Source organism: Sphingomonas sp. (assembly GCF_003248515.1).
In the GTDB taxonomy this organism is placed as follows: Bacteria; Pseudomonadota; Alphaproteobacteria; order Sphingomonadales; family Sphingomonadaceae; genus Sphingomonas_I.
Window position 1 is genome coordinate 24,868 of record NZ_QFOB01000016.1, and the last position, 20,424, is coordinate 45,291.

Below are 20,424 nucleotides of genomic sequence, written 5' to 3' on the forward strand. Positions count from 1 at the left end.
GGCGATCGGACGTCCGGCCCGCCGCGGCTCAGCGCCAACGCATCAGCCGACCCGTTGGAGCGGCGCTTGCGTACCGACCGAGACCGGCGGGGCTGCCGCGAGCGTCGCTCCGAAGCCGCCGATCAATGCCTCCAGCGAGCTGTCGTCGTTCGCGAAGCCGAACACATAGCGGTCGGGGCGGACGAGCACCGCGGTCGCGGCGGCCTCCTCCATCCACGCCCGGAACACATCGCCCGTCTCGACCAGCACCTGATCACCGTCACCGACGGGCAGTGCGCGCGGCCGGTCGAGGACCGAGCGCAACACCGCGATGGTGCTGCCGCTTGCGGCGAGCGTCGCCCGCGCCGCCGCGGACAGGCCCGTCAGCGTCTCGGGCTCGCGCGCGATCAGCAAGAACGCCCCGGGCACGACATCGTCCAGCCGCCGGGTGGCGATACCGACCTGGAGGTCGGGCTGGACGAACAACGAGCCGGCGCCCGGCATCGGCGCGCCGCTTGCATCGCGGGCGATCGCGCCGTCGATCAGACCCGGGATGTAGCGGTGCCGAACCCGCTCGATCGCGCCGCGCGCGCCTTCTTCGCGGAGCCGAGCGTCCCGCGCGATCGCGGCCTGCTCATCGAGCTCGCCGATGATCAGTCCGCGCTCCTTGGACAATCCGACGAGGCGCTTGACGTGGGGCTTGCGCTCGAGCTCGTAGGTATCGAGGAGGGCCGCGCCGGCGCGGCCCTCCTCGACCGCAAGGATCTTCCACGCGAGGTTTGCGGCGTCGCGGACGCCTGCGCACATGCCCTGTCCCATGAACGGTGGCATCTGGTGCGCGCTGTCGCCCATCAGGAAGATCGGGCCGTCGCGCCAGCGCTCGGCGACGAGCGCGTGGAACCGGTAGACCGCGCTCCGCCACAGGTCGACGGCATCGACGTCGACGAAGGTCGCGAGCACCTCGCGCACCGCCGCATCGTCGCGAAATCGGTCGGGATCCTCGCCGGGGAGCAGCTTGATTTCCCAGCGGCGCAGATCGCGCGGCCCGATCACCGCGGTGCCGGGACGCGATGGCCGGCAATATTGCGTGCTGCGCGCCGGCATCGCGGTCTCGCGCAACAGCCAGGCATCGACCACCAGCCACCATTGGTCGAAGGCGAGATCCTCGTAGCCGATTCCAAGGCTCTTGCGGATCGCGCTGTTGGCGCCGTCACACGCGAGGAGATAGCGTGCGCGATAGCGTTTCGTTACACCGTCCGGGCCGACGAGATCAGCGATCGCGGCATCGCCGTCGCGAACGACGCTCGCAACCTCGTGCGAGAGCAGTACCTCGGCGCCGCGCGAACGGACCTTCTCGCGCAGCAGCGCTTCCAGCTCGGGTTGGATGAAGTGAAAGGCCGTCGGCCAGGATAGCGGATAAGGCGGGGGCGCGATGTCGATCGTCATGATCGGCTCGCCGTCGACCCCGAGATAGTCGGTGCCGCGATGGGCCCGACAGAGCGGCGCCAGCTCGTCGGCCACGCCGGCGGCCTGTAGGATCCGCATGATCTCGTGGTCACCGGTGATGGCGCGTGGCTTGTCGTAGATCGCGGCGGCGCGCTCGGCCACCGCGACGCTCAGGCCCCGACCCGCGAGCAGCGCCGCGGCGACCGCACCGACCGGGCCGTAGCCGCAGATCAGGACATCGACATCCACCGTCGCGGCGGGGTCAGGACTTGGCGGCAAGATACTTCTCCAGAGTGAGCGGGTTCGGCGCCGGATCGGGGAGCGACAGGGGCGATCCGGGGAACGGCGAGGCGTCGTCGAACCAGGTGCGCTGCGCGGGAAGCCCCCATTGCGCGACCACGGTTGCGGCCGTCCGATCCCAGCGCACCGGCTCGAGCTCGCTGTCCATCGCCGTGTAGGTGGTGCTGTTGAGCTCGATGCGATGGCCGTCGGGATCGCGGAAATAGACGAACAGCGCATGGCCCGCACCGTGTCGCCCTGGACCGCGCTCCACCGCATCGGCGAAGCCGAGCTCGCCCGCGGCGTCGCAACCGGCGATCACGCCCTGGTTGTCCGCCACCATGAACGCCGTGTGGTGCAACCGGGGACCACGGCCGTTCACCAGCACGAAGTCGTGCGAATTGCCCTTGCGCTGGAGGAAGGCTGCGGTGGTGCGGCCCTCACCGTCGACGATATATTCGGAGGCGCGGAAGCCGAGCGGGGTATAGTCGTTCCAGGCGGCTGCCGCGTCGGGCACCAGCACCTGGAAATGGTCGAGCCGGAGTGCCTTGCCGCCCTGATGGCAGCTGAACTTCACGAGCAGACGCGGAACGACGTCCATGCTCGCGCAGAATTCGAGTTTGATGCCGCGCGGATCGGTCACGTGCAGCGTCCGGCGTTGGAACGGCATCTCGACCCATTCCGGGTTCCATCCCCGCGCCTCGAACCAGGTGTACCCCTGCTCGAGATCGTCTTCCGTGAGCACCCGGAAGCCGATCCGTTCGCAGGTGCCGGGCGCATCGGAGCGCTGGAGGACGATGCTGTGGTGACAGGCTTCTTCCAGACCGCGCAGATAGACGGCCTCGGCCGTCTCATCGGTAACGGCCACTCCGAAGATGCCGGTGTAGAAGGCTTTCGATGCGGCGAGATCGCGCACGTTGAGGCGGACATGGCTTGCGCGCGTGACGCGGAACGGCGGATCGAAGACAGGGGCGGGTATGGCCATGTTGGGGCTCCTCTCGGGTCGTTTGGTGCGCCAAGCCGCCACGTCGCGCAACGGACAGGACGGCGGCTGCGGCGACAAGAATTCACAGCATCCGGCTTGATCTGCGGGCGCGCGCATTGATCTTTGCTCGCTGGCGATGCCGGCGGCGCGGGGGTAAGCCGGTGGCGGGATCAATCGCGATCGATCCCGGGAGCAACGACACGATGACGCGCATTCAGATCGCCAGCCGGGCAGACGGGTTCGAGTTCGACGCGCTATCGGCGGCGGCGCAAGGCGCTCGCCGCGGCGGCGTGGTCGTTATCCAGGAGATTTTCGGCCTCGATCGTTACGTCTTCGAGGACGTCGAGCGATGGTCGGCCGCCGGGTTCGAAGCGCTCGCGCCGTCGCTTTTCGATCGTCAGGGCAGAGATTTCGTCGTCGACACCCGCGAGCCTGCCGACATGCAGGCCGGAATGGCGCGCGCCCAGGCGCACGATCCGGCGCTCGCGCTGGCCGACGTGCTGAGCTGCGTCGGTCGTCTCGCCGCGGATGGCCCCGTCTTCGTCGTCGGCTATTGTTTCGGCGGCAGCCTCGCCTGGAAGGTGGCGGCAGAGGCCGAAAGCGGCGTCGCTGCCGTGTCCTGCTATTATGGCGGTCAGATCCCGGCCAACGCGGCCCTTGCGCTGCATTGCCCGACGATCGCGCATTTCGGCGGCAAGGACGCCTTCATCCCGGCCGATGCCGCGGTGACTGCGATCCACGCGGCGCATCCCGACGTGCCGGTGTACGTCTATGCGCGGTCCGGCCACGGCTTTAACAATGCCGGACGGCCGGACTCCGACCCCGAGGATGCCGCGCTCGCCCGGGTCAGGACCGTCGCCCATTTCGTCGAGGCCGGCGGCCGCGCACCGGCGTGACGGCGATCGCGGTCCTCACCGACGAGCGCGACGCGCTCGGCGAAAGTCCCGTCTGGGACGAGCGTGCCGGTCGCCTCTACTGGGTGGACATTCGCGCGCCCTCGATCCGCTGGCTCGACGGCGATGGCCGCCGCGGCACCCTGCCCTGCCCTGCCGTCGTCGGCTGCGTGGGTCTCGCGGCCGGGACGGGTCTGGTCGCAGCCCTGCAAACCGGCTTCCATCGCGTCGGCTTGGCGGAGGGTCGGTTTGAGCCGATCGCCGACCCCGAGCGGGACGTGCCGGGCAACCGCTTCAACGACGGCCGCGTCGATCGCGACGGCAATTTCTGGGCCAGCACGATGAACGACGCTGCCCGCCGACCAGACGGCAGCCTTTACCGGCTCGCTGCAGACGGCGGCGTGACGCGTCGTTTCACCGGCTGGGATATCCTCAACGCCACCGCGTTCAGCCTCGACGGCACCATCCTCTATCAGGCCGATACCTTTCGCGACCGGCTTTGGGCCTTTCCTCATGACCGAAGCGACGGTCGGCTCGGTGAGCCGCGTCTGCTCCTCGACACGAGCAGCTTCGGCGGCCATCCGGACGGGGCGACGGTCGATGCCGCAGGCGCGCTGTGGGTCGCGCTGCAAGGCGCGGGACGCCTGTTACGCATCACACCGGCGGGCATGGTCGACCGCATCGTCGAGCTGCCCGTCACTCAGCCGACCAGCTGCACTTTCGGCGGCGCCGGTTTCGAGATGCTTTTCGTCACCACGGCGGCGCAGCGACTGTCCGACGAGGCGCTCGCGGCTCAGCCGATGGCGGGTTGCATCCTCGCGCTCTCGGGCTGCGGGTCGGGCATCGCCGAATCGCGTTGGGTTGGCGCCTGATCGATCTCCTCGTCTTCGGCGTCGAGGTCGAGCGCGATCGGTGACGCGCGGGTGATCCGCGCCATGTGACCCGTATGGGCGGCAGTCCGGCTTGCGAACCTATCGGCTTCCGAGCGTAGCCAGCTGCGGAACATGCGAAGCCGCGGCGACTCCGAAACCTTGCTGTAGATCATGCAATAGGGGTTCGGGTCTGCCAGCACGATCGGATAGACCGGCTGGAGACTGCCGTTCTCGATATCGTCGAGCACCAACGGCAGGCGCGCGATCGCGAAGCCGAGCCCGGTCTGCGCTGCCTGGTAGACGAGCGTCGAGCTGGCGAAATTCGTCGTCGTGAACGCCGGCACCGGCTCGCCGTCGGCGACCGCGTCGAACCAATGCTCCCAATCGCGTGGCCGCAGGTCCGAGCTCAGCAACGTTTCCTTCGCGAGCCGCAGCGGGATGCGCGGTTCGGGCAGTGCTTCGATGCGATCCGACCGGCCGACGACCAGCAGCTCGTTGTCCATCAGCTTTTCCGAGACGAGCTCGATCCGGTCGCGTTCGTTGACGACGATCGCCATGTCGACATCGGTCAGGTCGAAGGCGTCGTTGGGATGCGGCGCCAGCGAGAGCTTGACCTCAAGACCGGGGTGGCTCTCGTAGAAGCGCGGCAGCCGGGGGACGAGCCAGCGCAGCGCAAAGGTCATCGAACAGGCGATGTTGAGCTGACGCTCGCGGCGGTCGTTGAGCAGGCGCTGGGTCGCCAGATCCAGGCGGGTGAAGGCGTCGGTGAGCGCTTTGACATATTCGGCGCTCCGCTCGGTGAGCTGAAGCTTCGCCTGGCTTCGATCGAACAAATGCATGCCGAGGTAGGATTCGAGCAGCCGGATCTGTCGGCTGATCGCGCCGGGCGTGACGTTGAGCTCTTCCGCGGCGCGCGAGAAATTCACGTAACGACCGGCGGCTTCGAGCGCGCGAAGCGCGGTCAGCGGTGGCAAACGAGCCATGCGAACTTATCCTCTCCTGTTTTGACCTATGGTATCAGACATCAGGCCGCTCGTCACGCCAAGGCTCATGAATTTACCGCTGCTGGATGGTTGGACGCCGACCAAAACTCAATGCACTGGCCTCATTCTCGTGCCGCTACCCGCCTGCCTGTGCTAGCGTGCGGCAAGGCGCCCTAGAGCGTGTTCAGGAGTGGATATGGAACGGCGCGAATTGACCAAGCCCGCAATCGCTGCCCTGATCGGGGTGTGGATCGGCTTTCTGATCGGACCCAACGCGGTCATCTCGTCGACCAACGGCCTGTTCATGGTCCCGGTGAGCACCGCGCTGGACGTCAATCGGGGCTCCGTCTCCGCGATTTATGGCATCAGTTTATGGATCACCGCCGCGACCGTCCCCTTCGTCGGACGCGGCATGGATCGGTGGGGCGTGCGCGCGATCATCCTTCCCGGATGCGCGCTCTTCGGCCTCGGCTTCCTGCTGCTGAGCTTCGCCACGACCTTCTGGCAGTTCGCGGCGGTCCATTGCCTCCTCGCGCTAGCCGTCGCCGGGCACGGATCGATGGGCTACGTGAAAGTGCTTGCCGGCTGGTTCGACAAACATCGCGGGCTCTTGATGAGCATCTCGGTTGCCTTGGGCGCCGGGTTCGGCGCGATGGTCGCCACCAACGTCGTTCATTATTCGATCGATGCCAATGGCTGGCGGCGCACCTATCAGGGGATGTCCGCGATCATTCTGCTGATCGGCCTCCCGCTGATCTTTCTCCTGGTCCGCGAAGCGCCGTCCGTACGCGTCCGCGACCGCGAGGACCGTCCGGTCGGCGAGCCGGAGGGCGTGCCCGGCATCAGCCTGCGCGAAGCGGCGCGACAGTCCGCCTTCTGGAAGATCGGCATCGCCGTGCTGGCCACGTCGATGACCGTGATCGGGACCGTCACCCATGCCGTCCCGATGTTGACGGGACACGGCATTCCCGGCCCGCTCGCCGCCTCCATCGTCTCGACGATCTTCCTCGGGACCGTCACCGGGCAGCTCACCTCGGGCCTGCTGGTCGATCGCTTCAATCATCCGCGCATTCTCGCGCCCTATTTTGCGGCGGCGCTGATCGGTGTTTTGCTGTTCTACTCGACCTCAAACCCGGTGCTACTCTTCGTCGCGGCGCCGATGATGGGCTTGGGCCTCGGCGGCGAGATCGCCCAATATGGCTATCTCTGCTCACGCTATTTCGGGCTGCGCTCGTTCGGCTCGATCGCCACCGTCGTCCAGGCGGTCAGCGCGGTCGGGATCGGGCTCGGTCAGCTGGGGCTGGGATACATCTTCGACCGCACCCACAGCTACGCACTCGGCGCGATCATCTGCGCGGTCGCGATGACGATCGCCGTCGTCTCGATCAGCCTACTCGGCGAGTATCGGTACACCGTGGCGAGGCGACCGGTTCGATAATCACCAGCCGAGAAACGAGATTGAGCGCGATCGAGGGACGCGCTCGGCACAAGGAAAAGGACGGATTGAGATGGAAGAGCTGACGCGGCGCACGGCCATGATGGCGATCGGGGGAGCCGCCGGTCTCGCATCGCTTGCGACCGGAGCCCCGGTCACGGCCGCGACCCGGAAGGGCGGCGCAGCGCTCACGCCGACGACCGTCGATGGGCCCTATTATTTCGACGAAAAGCTCGTTCGGCAAAACATCACCGAAGGAAAGCTCGGAATCCCGCTCGATGTCGGCCTTCGGATCGTCGATGTCTCAGGTAGACCCGTTCCGCAGGCACGCGTCGACGTTTGGCACGCCGATGCGCAAGGGAATTATTCCGAATACACCGTCACCGGCGACCACATCGAGACGCCGCCCGATGGTGCCCATTTCTTGCGCGGAACGCAGATTACCGACCAAGACGGTAGCGTACAATTTTTCACGATCTATCCCGGCTGGTATCAGCCGCGGACACCGCATATCCACTTCAAGATCTTCATAGGTACGCGGTGCATCCTCACTGCGCAGATGTATTTCCCAGATGCGCTCAGTGAATATATTTACCAGAACATCCCAACCTATCAGCGCCGCGAGCTGCGCGACACGCTGAACGTGACCGACCCACATAAGGCGAAGGTCGGCGACAGCACGGTTGGTTCGATCAGCGAAGCGGGGGGCGGCTATCGGGCTACGCTCGAACTCACGGTGGACCGCTCCGCCGACGTGCCGTTGCGCATGCCGCCGGAGGGGCACAAGCCGCCCTACCCGCCGACTTTGCCGATCCTTTACGGCGAGGCGCGGGCCAAGGCTGTGGTCCCGCCGGTGCGGGTACGCGCCTGATCGCAACGAACGAAGCTCAATACACGAACCAAAAATTCACGTGCGTTGAAATCGTCGAAATTCGAGGAGGAAGTGTTCATGCCAACCACAGTGGTATCGGCGGCCTGATCGCAAGCGCGGGCTGAAGCAAGGACGTACGCGTGACGACAAGCGTAGAGTTGCGGTCTCGTTTCGGTCGCCGAGTCTGTATCATTCTTGAACACGCCAATTTGAAATCAACTGACCTGGCCGCCCGCACCGGGATGCCGGTGGCACGGATCGAGCGCATCCTGTCGGGACGACTAGCTCGCCTCACGCTCCGAGACATGACCCTCATCGCCGCCAGTCTCGGTATGACTACCGACCTTCTGCTTGCTCCCGGCGACCCGACGATCCCGGTCGTACCGCTCGAGATAATTGAAGAGAGTGGACCGGGCGACGCCTAACTCCTGCGCGACGTCGGTCGCGGTCGCGCCGGGTCGAGCGAGCTTTGCCCGGATCGCCGGAAGCTGTCCGGGTTCGAGCAGCCGCTTCCGGCCCTGCGGGGCCGTATCAGCTGGATGAGTCTTGATCCCATGTACGTGCCGGTAATGACCGTCCAGCGCGTCGAGGAGGGCATGCAATCGGTCATCGCCGGCTGGCTCAATGACGATGCCTGCCGCGATAACCTCGAAGCCGATCCCGTCGCGCAGCAGCTTCGTGAGCGTGCGGACCAAGGTCGTCGTCGACACCGCAATGCAGGAGAGATCGTACACCTTGATCCGATCGCCGCGTGCGAGCCTGACCCCATGTCGAGCCAGGAGCTCGCCGAGCTTGCCGAAACTCGACCGCCCCGCGATCACGACCTGATCGTTCGCGTGGAGCGCCGCCTTTTGCTCCTCGATCGATGCCGAACCCTGGCATTCGGCGAGAAAAGCGATCGTCGTGGTCAATCTGCCGCCTTCATCGATCCTGCTCCGCCTTGAAGATGGCCGCGAGCGATGCCGAGCCGCCCGTCCGCACCCTAAGATCGACTCGCCGGGGCGGCAACCGCCGGAGCATGAATTCGCCTGACCCGGTGTCGGAACCGTCTGCAACCACAGCGAAACCCGCCGCGGAAAGACGGTTGCAATGCCCGTCACTATCGTCCAATAGTTTAATTGGACTGTAAGCGTGTAGAGGCGATCGTGCTCCCAGCCGTGCTGACCGCAAAGGCAATTCAACTGTGCGCTGCCGCATCGGCAGTCGCTGCCGGTCCGCTGCCTGCACCTTATGCGATCGCAGTTCGCACCGGACCGACGCTGGTCCGCCAGCCGGCGACCGCAGCGGATGCCGAAGCCACCGTCCGCGACCTGATCTCGCTCGGTGCGGACTTCACCGCCGGCCCGCTGGAGGTGAACGGTCGTGATTTCTCCACCTATGGCATCACGCCAACGAGCGTTTTCGACCCCTGCCTCCTCGCGCATCCTGCCGACAGGGCTTCGCCCGAAACGACCGGCGTAGCCACGATCTCGGGCGTGACCGCGCTCCTGCGCCAGGCGTTCGCGGCACGCATCACCGACACCATCCGGCCGATGAACGCCACTTACGGCGCTCGTTACAGCTGGCACAAATACGGCCAAGCCATCGACTTCGTACCCGCTGCGGGCGTGGGCGCGATAGACCGAGCGCAAATTCGGTCGCTCATGGCTCTTCATGGCATCCGTCTGGTCGAGCTGCTCGGACCCGGTGACCGTGGGCATTCGAACCACTGGCACCTCGCCTTCGCGCGCCCGGGGCAGATGATCGACCAGACACGGCCGATCGAAGAAGCCGAAGACTGGGTCCTCACCGTAGCCGACGCGGCGCCGGCGCCCGCGGTTGGAGACGTCCAGGCCGAGCGAGTTCCGATCCTAGCCCAGCAAGCGGCTCCCGCCCCGGCGCCGTGGGATGTGTTCGCGACCGCCGATTGGCGAGCCGCTCATGGAGGTGGATCATGATCGTGCGCGCGCTTAATCGCTTTGCCGCCACTGCGGCCGGCTTCCCCTATCCCGTGGCGGCGCTGATCGCGGTCGCGACCCCGCAGCCGGCCTTGGCCTCCGACTGGGGCTGCCAGGTCATCCTGTGCCTCGCCACACCGGGCTCGCCGACGACCTATGCCGAGTGCGTGCCGCCGATCACGAGGCTCTGGAACGTGCTCGCGCTGGGAGGATCGTTTCCCACCTGCACCGGGGTCGGCATCCGCACTCGCGAGACCCGGCACGGCTATGCCCTGACCGTCACGCAGGCCGACGGTTCCACGTCGCGCTATGCCCTCGACACGCGCACCCGAACGGTGACGCCGCAGTGATCTACGACGTGCCCGCGATCGCCGCGCTGGCGCGGTCATGCGCTCCCGAGATCGCGACGGAGGCGGTGGTGCCGCTCGTGCTGACCGAGAGCGGCGGCGATGCGCTGCAAATCAACGTCAACCGGGGTCCGCGCGTACGCGCAACTTCCGTCGCGGGGGGCGCGGCGATCGTGCGCCGCTATCTGGCCGTGGGTTACACCGTCGACGTCGGGCTCGCGCAGATCAATTCCGTCAACTTCGCTCGGCTCGGCGTGACGATCGAACAGGTGTTCGAGCCGTGCATGAATCTGCGGCTGGCATCGCGCGTCCTGCAGCAAGGCTACGGGATGGCGAGCCGCTACTATACCGGGCTGGACGCGATTTCCGCAACCTATTCGCTCTATAATACCGGCACGCTGACCAAGGGGCTTCGCAACGGCTATGTCGGCCGTGTCTGGACCGCGGCCAGCAATCTCGGGTCGGTGCCGGTCCCGGCGCCCGCGCCCATGATGACGGTGCCGACGACGTCGCCGGCGCGCGGCGGTCGCACGGCCGACGACACCTCGTGGGTCGTCGGCCAGGTGGCGGCCGACATGGTCGAGGTGTTCAAGTGAGCGCTGCCAACAGTATCGCGCGTCAAAGCCGTGACGCCGAGCAGGCGGGTTCGCCGGCTGCCTTCGAGCTGCCACCCGAGCTCGCGGCGCGCTACGACGTACGGGTCGTCGATGGAGCCGACGGCGCGCAGCGGCTCGGCCTGTTCCGACCGGGCGACCGCACGACCCCGTCGATCGAGATCGTCAACGACCGGATCACCGCGCGCAGCGAAGATCCCGAGACGGTATCGGCGTTGGTCAAGATCGCGCAGGCGAACGGGTGGGATCGCATCACGGTCGACGGCTCGGTCGAATTCCGCAAGGCGGTCTGGACCGCGGCAACCCGCGAGGGGCTGTCGGTGAGCGGTTACGACGCGAGCTTCGCCGAGCTGGAAGATCGGGCGAAGGCGCGGAGCGCGGCGCCGACGCAAGCGTCGCCGTCCCGCGAAGACGCGGAGCGAAACGCCGACACCGCTTCCGCCGCCCTGTCGGACGACGACCGGCGCCTTCTGCTGACGCTCAGCCGGCACACTGAGGATCGGAAAGGCCTGTACGAGGCGATGCGCCCCGAGACGGATGCGTTCCAGCGCGAGGTCCAATACGAGCGGATCGACGCCAATCGCGCGGCGCTCGCCGATGCGCTCGAGCGGGCGTTGGAAAGCCCTACGCTCGGTCAGGCGTTTGCGCGCTCGGGCTACGAACCGGAGACGCTGCGGCAGTCGGGCAACGCCGGCGAGTGGGACGGCAAGATCGCCGACGCGATCTACCTCGTCCGATCGGGCCTGCACCGCGACACACTCGCCGATCGCGACGAGAATGTCGCGGCCCTCGCCGACGCGATCGATGGCGAGCGCGAGGATCGCGCTGTCGCGGTCGAGACGGACGGCCCCCGTCTGCGGTCCGAAGAACCTCGGCTGGCGCGCGAGCGCGAGGAACGGAGTTCGGCGGGACACCGCGACAGCGAGGAGCTGGCCGAACTCTTTCTTCACGGCGCCGCCGAACGGTTGGCGGCCGATCCGCGGCTCGCGACCGCCATGCGCGCCCAGCACGCGATGGACGAACATATCGGCGAAGTTTTCCGCGGCGACGAGATCGGCGGCGCGAGCGCGTCGCTCGAAAGCCGGCAGCTGATCGCCGACGCGCTCCGGCGTGGCCTCGACGTCACCGTCCGCGACCCCACGCCGGTGCGCCAGATCGAGCCGATCCAGGTGCATGCGGAACTCGAAAGGTAAGCCCAATGATGGAGACCCCCATGAAGAGGACGACGACTTTAGGCCGGGTGATGTCGGATCGCCGGGCGCGCCAGCTGGTCGGCGTCGCCGGCGCGGTAGCGCTGATCGCGCTCGCCCAGCCCGCATTCGCTCAGAGCAGCGGCACCGCGATCGAAGGCGGCCTCAACACGATCAAGCAATGGATGGTCACGATCGCGTCGGTGGTGGGCGTGATCGCCGTCATGGCGGTCGGGTATGCCAAGCTCACCGGACGCATGGACTGGGGCCGTGCCGTCACCGTGCTGATCGGCATCGGCATCATCTTCTCGGCGACGACGATCGTCGGCTGGATGAGTGCTGGTGGCTGAGGTCGAGCGCTTGGCCGAGGACAAGGTGTTTCTCGCGCTCACCAGACCCTCGGTGTTCATGGGGCTGCCGCTCGAGGCGATCCTGCCGATCATCATGATCTGCATGGTCCTGTGGGGGATCATGCATAATCCCTTCTATCCGCTCGCCCTGTTCGGCGCGCTATACTTCCCGGCGCGCATGGTCGTGCATTACGACTTCAACGCCTTTCGGCTGTGGGGCCTGTGGTTCCAGACCGTGTTCCTGTCGCGGAACCGCAAATTCTGGGGCGGCGGGAGCTATTCGCCCGTCCGCTTCGGCAAGAGCGTCAAGCGCAAGCAGTTCGGCAATGGCTAAGACCGCGCTCAAACATCGGAAGGTCGCGCTGCGCGAGGCGGACGACATCAAGTTCATCCCGTACACGCGCCATGTCGACGACACGATCATCGCGCTCGAGGACGGCTCGTTGATGCGGATGTACCGGGTCGACGGTCGCCCGTTCGAGACGAGCGATGTCGGCGATCTCAACACCTGGCACAACAAGCTCAATATCGCGTGGCGCTCGATCGGTGACGACCGCGTCGCGCTCTGGACGCACCTGGTGCGCACCGCGACCGATCCCGTGCTCGGCGGCGACTTCCATTCGGATTTCGCCCGGCAGCTGCAGGAGCGCTATTCTCAGAGCCTGCGCGAGAAGGTGCTCTACCACAACGAATTCTACGTCACGCTCCTCGTCCGGCCGTCGGGCATGGCCGGCGATCAGGTCGCCCGCTTCTTCGGGCGCGGTGCAAAGGCCGCCGTGCATGACGAGCGCGCGATCGCGATCATGGCCGACAAATGTCGCGACTTCGAGACGTTGCTGGCCGATGCGGCCCCCGAGCGCCTGTCGATCTACGAGCATGACGGCGTCCTCTTCTCGAAGCCGATGGAAGTGCTCCATTTCATCTTGACGGGTAACCGGGTCCGCATTCCCTTGCTGGACGGTCGCCTCGGCCAGGCGCTCTACCAATCGCGGATCGTCTTCGGCCGCGAAGCCGCCGAGATCCGCCTGCCGCACAAATCGCAATATCTCGGCATGTTCGGTGTGCGCGAATATGTCGCCAGCACGCGCACCGGACAATTCAACAGCCTCCTCAAGCTCGATTTCCCATACGTACTCACGCAGAGCTTCGCGCCGCTGGTCAAGCAGGTCGCCAGCGAGCGCTTCACGAAGAAATACAAGCAGATGACGTCCTCCGACGATGCCGGCGTCAGCCAGGCGATGGAGCTCCTGGACGGCGTCGACGACCTGATGGCCAATCGCTTCGTGATGGGCGAACACCATCTCTCGATCGCGGTGATCGACGACGATCCGCGCCGCCTCTTGGATCGCCTGGCAATCGCGCGCTCCTCGGCCGCCGACACCGGGATGGTCATGGCGCGCGAGGATGTGGCGCTCGAGGCCGCCTTCTGGGCGCAACTTCCCGGCAATTTTCGGATGCGCGCGCGGCCTGCCGTGATCAACAGCCGCAATTTCGCGGCGCTGAGCCCGTTCTATACTTTCCCGGCCGGCCGGAAGTCGGGGAACCACTGGGGCGAGGCGGTGACGCTCCTCAAGACGCGCGCAGGCTCGTCCTTCTGGTTCAATTTCCACCGCGCCGATATCGGCCATACGCTGATCATCGGGCCGACCGGCGTCGGCAAGACGGTGCTGCAGAACTTCCTCCAGGCGCAGCTCGAAAAGACCGGAGCCAAGCAAGTCTTCTTCGACAAGGATCGCGGCGCCGAGATCTTCGTCCGAGCGTGCGGCGGCACCTACCTCGCGCTGCGCAACGGCGAGCCGACCGGCTTCGCGCCGCTGAAGGGTCTCGCACCGACGCACGACAATATCGCTTTTCTCCGCCAGTTCGTCCGCGTGCTCGTGCGGCGCGAGAACCGGCCCTTGACGGTCGCCGAGGAGCGCCTGATCGACGAGGGCCTGGACGCGGTCATGCGATTGCCCGCGCCGGCGCGCTCCTTCGGGGCGCTGCGCGAGATGCTGGGCTATGCCGACGCGGAAGGGATCGGCGCGCGGCTCGAGCGGTGGTGCCAAGGCGGTGCGCTCGGCTGGGCGTTCGACGGCGCTGTCGACGAGGTGTCGATGGCGGCCCGCTTCGTGGGTTTCGACATGACCCAGTTCCTCGAGAACCCGGAAATCAGAACGCCGACGATGCTCTACCTCTTCCACCGCGTCGACGAGCTGCTCGACGGACAGCGGGTGGTCGTCGACATAGACGAGTTCTGGAAGGCGCTGCAGGACGACGCCTTCCGCGCCTTCGCCCAGGACGGCCTCAAGACCTTCCGGAAGCGCAACGCGTTCATGGTGTTCGGGACGCAGTCGCCCGCCGACGCGCTCCGTTCGCCGATCGCGCATTCGATCATCGAGCAGACCGCGACCAAGATCCTCCTGCCCAATGCCGACGCCAAGCGCTCCGACTATTGCGACGGCCTCGGCCTGACGGACGCCGAATATCGGCTCATCCGAGAAGACCTCACGCCGGAGAGCCGCTGCTTCCTCGTCAAGCAGGGCCACACCTCGATCGTCGCCAAGCTCGACCTCGGCGGCATGCCTGACGAGCTCAAGGTGCTGTCGGGGCGCGAGGAGACGCTGGTCGCGATGGAAGAGGCGATCGCGTCCGCGGGCGACGACCCTGCGGCCTGGTTGCCGGCCTTCTATGCCAACAAAAGGAGAAGCTGAAATGTGGTTCAAACCGGTCATGTTGGCGGTCGCCGTCCCGGTAGCGCTCGCCACCTTCGCGACCCCCGCCGCGGCGCAGGGCATTCCGGTCTTCGATACGACGACCTACCTGCAGGCGCTTCAGACCGCCCGGCAGACGCTGACGATCGTCGACCAAGGCAGGCAACAGATCCAGACCGCCGCCAACCAGCTGCAGTCGCTGCAGAAGCTCACGAACATGAGCGAGATCGCCTCGACCCTGAACCTGCCCGAGGTTCGCAATATCCTCCCGAGCGAGACGACCGACGTCTCGACCCTGTTCGCGGGCGACCTCGGAAGGATCGGATCGCTCGGAACGCTCGCGTCGAATATTCAGTCGCGCTTTCGTCTATCGCCGTCCGGCTCCTCGGACGCCGACGAGGCGTACAATCAGGCGCTGCGGGGCTCGACGGGCTCTGCGGCCACGACCGCAGCGCTGGGCGAGAACACGCTGTCGATCGCGCAGACACGGACACGTGGCCTAGATCAGCTTCGCCAGCAACTCGCGAGCGCTCGCGATCCGAAGGACGTAATGGACCTTCAGGCCCGGATCGCGGTCGAACAGGCTCAGCTCCAGAACGACATGCTGAAGATGCAGGCAATCCAAATGGCGCAGTCCGCCGAGGGTAATCTCGCGATCAGTTCGGCCCTGGTTGCGGCTGGACGGGCGGACTCGGCGTTCTTTCAGGCCAACACCATCAGGAGATAGTGATGCGGAAGATCATTCCCGTACTTGCTCTGGTCGTTGTGGCCGGATGCCACCGCCAAGTCGCCGTCCCTACGGCGCAGGAGCTTATCAACAATCGTCCGTTGCTCACAGAGTGGCAGGTGAAGTGCGACACCGGCGAATACAGCCATCTCGCCGCGACCGAAAAAGCCGATCTTTGTTCCACGACGCATGACGCCTCGATGTCCGTGGCGGCGATGAAGGCCGGCAAGCAGGACTCAGACTTTTTCGGCAACATGTCGAAGCGGAAGTGACCGTGCTGCACCGTCGAACAGTTGAGGTTACGTAGATGGCGTCGCCTCCAGACATCATGACCCTTTTCACGACCATGTACGGGTACGTGGAAAGCGCAATTGCGGGCGCGGTCGCGACGTTCGGATCGGGGCTCGTGAGTTTCGTGGCGGCTCCGCTGGCGCTTGCCGCCACGATATATTTCTTGCTCCTTGGCTTTGCCGTGTTGCGCGGCGCAATTCAGGCGCCGCTCCGAGAACTTGTCTTCCAAGCGGGCAAGGTCGGTTTTGCGCTCGCCGCCGCAAGCGCCGTCGGGTACGCAACCTTTGTCGTCAACATAGCGACCAACCTACCGTCCGAGATCATCTCTGCCGGCTCGGGCACTCCGGTCACCAATCCGGGCACCACCTTCGATCGCTATGTAGCCGATACCGGCAAGCTCGCGCAGCGGATGACTGACGCCAACAACAAGGTACAGGCACAGTCATCTCGTGGACTCACGGATTTCCAAACGCCGATCGTCAAGCTGACCGCGTCCATCGTTCTCTACGCCTGCATTGTTATCCTCTACACCTTCGCGTTTCTGTCCGCGGCGATAGGTTTCTGCATTGTCATCTTCGCGAAATTGGCGGTGTCGATCTGCGTCGCCTTGGCGCCGTTGGCGCTGGCGTGCCTGCTCTTCAACTCCTCACGATGGCTTTTCGACGGATGGTTGAAGCAAACCGCCAATTACATTCTGCTCATGGTCATTATGGCAATCATGACCAAGTTCATAACTGGTCTTCAAGAAGCGGCGATGGACGGCATTCTGGGATCCGTCGGCGACGGATCGGGGTTTGTCACACTCGAGAATACTTACATAGCGCTTAACGCCGGCGTTATGATCGTAGCGACGCTGGCCTGCTGCGCGATTTACATTGTCGGCTCGATCTTCTTCTTCCAGTCGCCCGCTATCGCAGCAGGCATTGCCGGTGGCGCGTCCTCCGGCGGCCACGGCTTCCTCATGACCGGCGCGAACATCATGGCCAACAGGCTGATGTTCCGACGCGCGACACAAGCTGCGAGCCGTTCGAACGCTCCGGCTGGGACCGGTGGCTCCCTCACGCGAGCGGCTTGAATGGGCATGAGACGATGGATTTCCCTTCTCGCGGACGGGCCGCGCGGCAGCGGCAGCAACGGAGACACTATGAAAAGGCTGGCTATCGGGCTGATCGGAGCACTCGCGCTCGGCGGATGCGCCGGCGCCCACGTCAAGAAACCTTCGGTCTGCGACGGCAAGCACCGTCGTCCCGCGAACCTCTACGGCACCGTGCTTCCCACGCTGCCGCTCCCGCTTCCCGCATCGCAGGGCGGCGGCCGATCGATGGTCGTCCCGGGGCCGACTGGAAGGCCCGGCGAGCTACCGCCCCCGCCCCCGGCGCCCGCGCCGATGTCTACGCCGACACCCGATGGTAGCGCGGCTCCCTCGGCCGCCAACACGGGGGCGGCGGCGCCGCAAGCGCCGCGCACCTCGCAGCGCGACCTCGCGCTCTCGTATCGCTCATGCTGACAAAGGGATCGACGCCATGCCGGCGGTGAAAGCCGAGGACAAAGATAAGTATTTCGAGACGTCGCGAACCTGGGAATACGATCGGTTTCGGGCCGCGGCCGGCCGAGAGAAGCTCGCGTGGACGATCGCGGCGGTCGCGATCCTGCTCGCGATCGTGGCGGTCTTCGCACTGGCGATGCTGACGCCGCTCAAGACCGTCCAGCCCTATGTCATCCGCGTCGATCGATCATCCGGCGAGACCGCGATCATCACCGCGCTGAAGGGACCGCAGCCGCGGACCTACGACGATGCCGTCAATCGCTACTTCATCTCGCAGTATGTCCGCCTGCGCGAAGGTTGGCTCAACGATGCCGCGCGTGAGAATGCCTATGCGGTCATGCTGATGAGCGACCAGGGCGAGGCGCAGCGGTTCCTCGGCAGCGTCCAGTCGAGCAACCGAAATGCGCCGTCGAACATCTACGGCAACAAGGGGTTCGTCTCGATCTCCATCCGATCGATCAGTTTCCTCAGCCCGACGGTCGCGCAGGTCCGCTACACCAAGATCATCAACTACGGGCAGAGCACCCCGGTCGCGCAGAACTGGAACGCGATCCTAACCTTCAAATACACCACGGCCCCCGAGCTCGAGAAGGATCGAAACCTCAATCCGCTTGGCTTCCAAGTCGTGAACTATCGCTCGGACCCGGAGGCGTGACATGACCGATCCAGCAATACTTCCGGATGACGCGAAGCGTGTCGTTGTCCCCTTCCTGCCCGCGCTTCGCCGCAAGCTCGGCACGCGACTGTCGCCCCCGGCGACCGCGCTCGTGGTGACGGACTCCGGCGCCAAGAGCCGGTTCTGGCGCGGCCTCGGGGTGATCTGGCAGCGGCTCGTCGCCCTCTCGATCATCGGCGCGGCTGCCACGACGCTCCTACCCCGTCCAGCTTTCGCGTCGGAAACGCCGCGGGCAGGGACGAAAGACGCGCGCGTCCGCGACATCGCGTACGACCCGGATCAGGTGGTCTCGATCGTCGGCAGTTTCCGGCACGCGATCGAGATCCAGTTCGGGCCGGGTGAAACGATCGCGCAGGCGGCCCTGGGTGACTCGATCTCGTGGCAGATCGCGCCGGTCGGCAACATCGTCTTTCTCAAGCCGCGCGAACGTGCCGGGCCAACCAACCTCATCGTCGTCACCAACGCCGGGGGCGCGCCGCGCACCTACCATTTCAACCTGTCGCTCGGCACCGGGCAGACCATGTACGGGGTCCGCTTCCGCTATCCACGCGAAGAGCGCGCGCTGGCGGCACTCCAGTCGCAACTCGCGAAAGCCGCGGTAGCGCGTGCCGTCGAGACGAACATCACGACGGCGGCGCTCGACCACGCGGTGATCGAGGGCACGCGCAACATGAACTACACCGTCCAGGGCGACACCGCGCTGCAGCCTTCCGAGATCTCCGACAACGGCGAGTTCACTGTCCTTCGCTACCCGGGGCATACCGATATCCCGTCGATCTTCGCCGTCGACGTCGACGGCACCGAGACGATCGTTCCTTACGACGTGCGCGAGGATTTCGTGGTGATTCACGCGGTCTACCGCCAGCTGCGCCTGCGGCGCGGCACCACGGTGCTGTGTGTCTTCAACGAAGCACCGGCGCGCAACGATCGCAGCGACCGAACCGGCACCGTCTCCAATGTCGTCGAACGCAAGGTGAAGGGGCAGTAGGATGGCCGATACGATCATCGACCGGGGCGGAACGGTAGGCCCGGACCCACTCGCCTCCGGAGCGTCCGAGACCGTCGTGACGCGGAGTGGTGGCTGGGGTAACATCGCGCTGCTCGGCGCCGGCATCGCGCTGATCGGGGCGATGAGCGGGATCGCGATCGGATATGGCGCTTTCCACCGGCCGGCGAGCACCGCCACCGCTGCCGCCCCCGCCAAGGCAAGCGATCGCACCGTCGACGACGTCATGGGCAATCCGAACGTCCAGCGCGCAGCACTTGCCAATCAGCTCGGTCAGCCGGGTGCGCCGGCGACCGATATTTTCGGTCGCCCGATCAGCCCTGTGCCGGGAACGACGGTCGACCCGGCCGGCAACGTCGTTCCGGGAACGGCAAGCGGCACCCCTGCCGCGAATGGTCAGCCGACGCCCGATCAACGCCGGGCCGAGCAGGCCCGCGCGATGGCCGACGCGGCGCGGCGGTCGCCGATCATGGCGTTCGGTGCGTCAGGATCTGCGTCGGCCGGCCCCGGCGCGTCCTATGCCGGCGCGGACGGATCCTCGCCCTCGCCGGGCCAGGAGCAAACGCAGGCGGGCTCCGGTCCGCAGACGGCTGGTCGGTCGATGGTTGCCGGCCGCAACTTCGGCGCAAGCGGCTTCGAGGGATCGGGCGACGATGCGGGTCCGGCCGCCAAGGGATCGACCGATTTCAGCGACCAGCTCGCTCACTCCGCCATCCAGACGGTGCGCGCCACGATGGTCGTCGACCGTAGCCTGCTACTGAGCGCCGGCACCGTCATTCCCTGCACGCTTCAGACCGCCATCAACTCCACACAGGCCGGTTTCGTGTCGTGCGTCATCAATCACGATGTCTACTCGGAAAACGGTCGCATCGTGCTGCTCGACAAGGGCACCAAGGTGCTCGGTCAGTATTCGGGCGGCATCACCCAAGGCCAGGCTCGGCTTTTCGTGTTGTGGACCCGCGCGCTGACGCCGCGCGGCGTGGCGATCGACCTCGGCTCGCCAGCGACCGACAATCTCGGCCGTGCCGGCCTTCCCGGCGGCGTCGATACGCAATTCTGGACCCGCTTCGGGCTTGGGCTCGTGATCTCGGTGCTCGAGGATGCGTCGAACATCGCCAGTCGGGCGGTGGCAGGCGAAGGCACCTACTCGACGCAGGTCCCCAGCAACACGGCGCAGACCGTACTCCAGCAGACGATGCAGGTCCGGCCGATTCTCAAGAAGAACCAAGGCGACACGGCCGCGATCTTCGTTGCGAAGGATTTCGACTTCCGGCCGGTCTACGACGTTCGCTTGAGGCGCTGAC

Annotated in this window: 21 protein-coding genes and 1 pseudogene; 18 read left to right on the plus strand and 4 right to left on the minus strand. The window is 66.0% G+C overall.

The window, feature by feature from the left end; genetic code table 11:
* Window positions 1-42: 42 nt before the first annotated feature.
* Together DI605_RS19040 and DI605_RS19045 are read right to left on the minus strand one after the other, a co-directional pair.
* Window positions 43-1,704 (minus strand): bifunctional 3-(3-hydroxy-phenyl)propionate/3-hydroxycinnamic acid hydroxylase, encoded by a 1,662-nt coding sequence (locus tag DI605_RS19040; protein ID WP_293976957.1) that lies wholly within the window; start codon window positions 1,702-1,704, stop codon window positions 43-45.
* Complete coding sequence (locus DI605_RS19045) at window positions 1,688-2,806, minus strand: VOC family protein (protein ID WP_293976959.1); 1,119 nt, start codon at window positions 2,804-2,806, stop codon at window positions 1,688-1,690. The genes DI605_RS19040 and DI605_RS19045 overlap by 17 nt, the downstream gene beginning before the upstream one ends.
* 86 nt (window positions 2,807-2,892) lie before the next feature.
* Here DI605_RS19045 and DI605_RS19050 point away from each other — a divergent pair, with 86 nt between their 5' ends.
* Window positions 2,893-3,585 carry a dienelactone hydrolase family protein gene (locus tag DI605_RS19050; protein ID WP_293976961.1) on the plus strand — a complete coding sequence of 231 codons (693 nt, stop codon included), beginning with the start codon at window positions 2,893-2,895 and terminating at the stop codon, window positions 3,583-3,585.
* On the plus strand, window positions 3,582-4,454 hold the full coding sequence (locus DI605_RS19055; protein ID WP_293976963.1) for an SMP-30/gluconolactonase/LRE family protein: 873 nt from the start codon (window positions 3,582-3,584) through the stop codon (window positions 4,452-4,454). Before DI605_RS19050 ends, DI605_RS19055 begins: the two co-directional genes overlap by 4 nt.
* Here DI605_RS19055 and DI605_RS19060 read toward each other — a convergent pair.
* Window positions 4,376-5,437 carry a LysR substrate-binding domain-containing protein gene (locus DI605_RS19060; protein ID WP_293976965.1) on the minus strand — a complete coding sequence of 354 codons (1,062 nt, stop codon included), beginning with the start codon at window positions 5,435-5,437 and terminating at the stop codon, window positions 4,376-4,378. The two genes, DI605_RS19055 and DI605_RS19060, sit on opposite strands and share 79 nt — an antisense overlap.
* A 196-nt stretch (window positions 5,438-5,633) precedes the next feature.
* Here DI605_RS19060 and DI605_RS19065 point away from each other — a divergent pair, with 196 nt between their 5' ends.
* From DI605_RS19065 to DI605_RS21520, 3 genes and pseudogenes are all read left to right on the plus strand, one after another.
* On the plus strand, window positions 5,634-6,875 hold the full coding sequence (locus DI605_RS19065) for an MFS transporter (RefSeq protein ID WP_293976967.1): 1,242 nt from the start codon (window positions 5,634-5,636) through the stop codon (window positions 6,873-6,875).
* A gap of 70 nt (window positions 6,876-6,945) precedes the next feature.
* Window positions 6,946-7,743: a hypothetical protein gene (locus DI605_RS19070; RefSeq protein ID WP_293976968.1), complete on the plus strand. Its 798-nt coding sequence runs from the start codon at window positions 6,946-6,948 to the stop codon at window positions 7,741-7,743.
* A 140-nt stretch (window positions 7,744-7,883) separates the two neighbouring features.
* Window positions 7,884-8,021, plus strand: a pseudogene (locus tag DI605_RS21520) (hypothetical protein); the annotation flags it as partial.
* Window positions 8,022-8,024: 3 nt separating this feature from the next.
* On the opposite strand, the gene DI605_RS19075 reads toward DI605_RS21520, so the two are convergent.
* On the minus strand, window positions 8,025-8,654 hold the full coding sequence (locus DI605_RS19075; protein ID WP_293976970.1) for a Hin recombinase: 630 nt from the start codon (window positions 8,652-8,654) through the stop codon (window positions 8,025-8,027).
* A 246-nt stretch (window positions 8,655-8,900) separates the two neighbouring features.
* On the opposite strand from DI605_RS19075, the gene DI605_RS19080 reads away from it, so the two are divergent.
* From DI605_RS19080 to virB10, 13 genes are all read left to right on the plus strand, one after another.
* Complete coding sequence (locus DI605_RS19080) at window positions 8,901-9,680, plus strand: muramidase (protein ID WP_293976972.1); 780 nt, start codon at window positions 8,901-8,903, stop codon at window positions 9,678-9,680.
* Window positions 9,681-9,682: 2 nt separating this feature from the next.
* On the plus strand, window positions 9,683-10,030 hold the full coding sequence (locus tag DI605_RS19085; protein ID WP_293976974.1) for a hypothetical protein: 348 nt from the start codon (window positions 9,683-9,685) through the stop codon (window positions 10,028-10,030).
* Window positions 10,027-10,623 carry a lytic transglycosylase domain-containing protein gene (locus DI605_RS19090; protein ID WP_293976976.1) on the plus strand — a complete coding sequence of 199 codons (597 nt, stop codon included), beginning with the start codon at window positions 10,027-10,029 and terminating at the stop codon, window positions 10,621-10,623. The genes DI605_RS19085 and DI605_RS19090 overlap by 4 nt, the downstream gene beginning before the upstream one ends.
* Window positions 10,620-11,834 (plus strand): LPD7 domain-containing protein, encoded by a 1,215-nt coding sequence (locus DI605_RS19095; protein WP_293976978.1) that lies wholly within the window; start codon window positions 10,620-10,622, stop codon window positions 11,832-11,834. Before DI605_RS19090 ends, DI605_RS19095 begins: the two co-directional genes overlap by 4 nt.
* A 20-nt stretch (window positions 11,835-11,854) precedes the next feature.
* Complete coding sequence (locus DI605_RS19100) at window positions 11,855-12,181, plus strand: TrbC/VirB2 family protein (protein ID WP_293976980.1); 327 nt, start codon at window positions 11,855-11,857, stop codon at window positions 12,179-12,181.
* A complete protein-coding gene (locus DI605_RS19105; protein ID WP_293976982.1) occupies window positions 12,174-12,515 on the plus strand; it encodes a VirB3 family type IV secretion system protein in 342 nt (113 codons plus the stop codon). Before DI605_RS19100 ends, DI605_RS19105 begins: the two co-directional genes overlap by 8 nt.
* The gene (locus tag DI605_RS19110) at window positions 12,508-14,874 is read left to right on the plus strand and encodes a VirB4 family type IV secretion/conjugal transfer ATPase (protein ID WP_293976984.1); all 2,367 of its coding nucleotides are present in this window, start codon (window positions 12,508-12,510) and stop codon (window positions 14,872-14,874) included. The genes DI605_RS19105 and DI605_RS19110 overlap by 8 nt, the downstream gene beginning before the upstream one ends.
* A gap of 1 nt (window position 14,875) precedes the next feature.
* Window positions 14,876-15,601, plus strand: a complete 726-nt coding sequence (locus DI605_RS19115; RefSeq protein WP_293976986.1) for a type IV secretion system protein — start codon at window positions 14,876-14,878, stop codon at window positions 15,599-15,601.
* A gap of 2 nt (window positions 15,602-15,603) precedes the next feature.
* Complete coding sequence (locus DI605_RS19120) at window positions 15,604-15,873, plus strand: hypothetical protein (RefSeq protein ID WP_293976988.1); 270 nt, start codon at window positions 15,604-15,606, stop codon at window positions 15,871-15,873.
* Between the two features lie 56 nt (window positions 15,874-15,929).
* Window positions 15,930-16,967 (plus strand): type IV secretion system protein, encoded by a 1,038-nt coding sequence (locus DI605_RS19125; RefSeq protein WP_293976990.1) that lies wholly within the window; start codon window positions 15,930-15,932, stop codon window positions 16,965-16,967.
* A 331-nt stretch (window positions 16,968-17,298) separates the two neighbouring features.
* The gene (locus tag DI605_RS19130) at window positions 17,299-18,093 is read left to right on the plus strand and encodes a virB8 family protein (RefSeq protein WP_293976992.1); all 795 of its coding nucleotides are present in this window, start codon (window positions 17,299-17,301) and stop codon (window positions 18,091-18,093) included.
* A 1-nt stretch (window position 18,094) separates the two neighbouring features.
* Complete coding sequence (locus DI605_RS19135) at window positions 18,095-19,102, plus strand: TrbG/VirB9 family P-type conjugative transfer protein (protein ID WP_293976994.1); 1,008 nt, start codon at window positions 18,095-18,097, stop codon at window positions 19,100-19,102.
* A 1-nt stretch (window position 19,103) separates the two neighbouring features.
* The gene (gene virB10 / locus DI605_RS19140; RefSeq protein ID WP_293976996.1) at window positions 19,104-20,423 is read left to right on the plus strand and encodes a type IV secretion system protein VirB10; all 1,320 of its coding nucleotides are present in this window, start codon (window positions 19,104-19,106) and stop codon (window positions 20,421-20,423) included.
* The last annotated feature ends 1 nt before the right edge of the window (window position 20,424 follow it).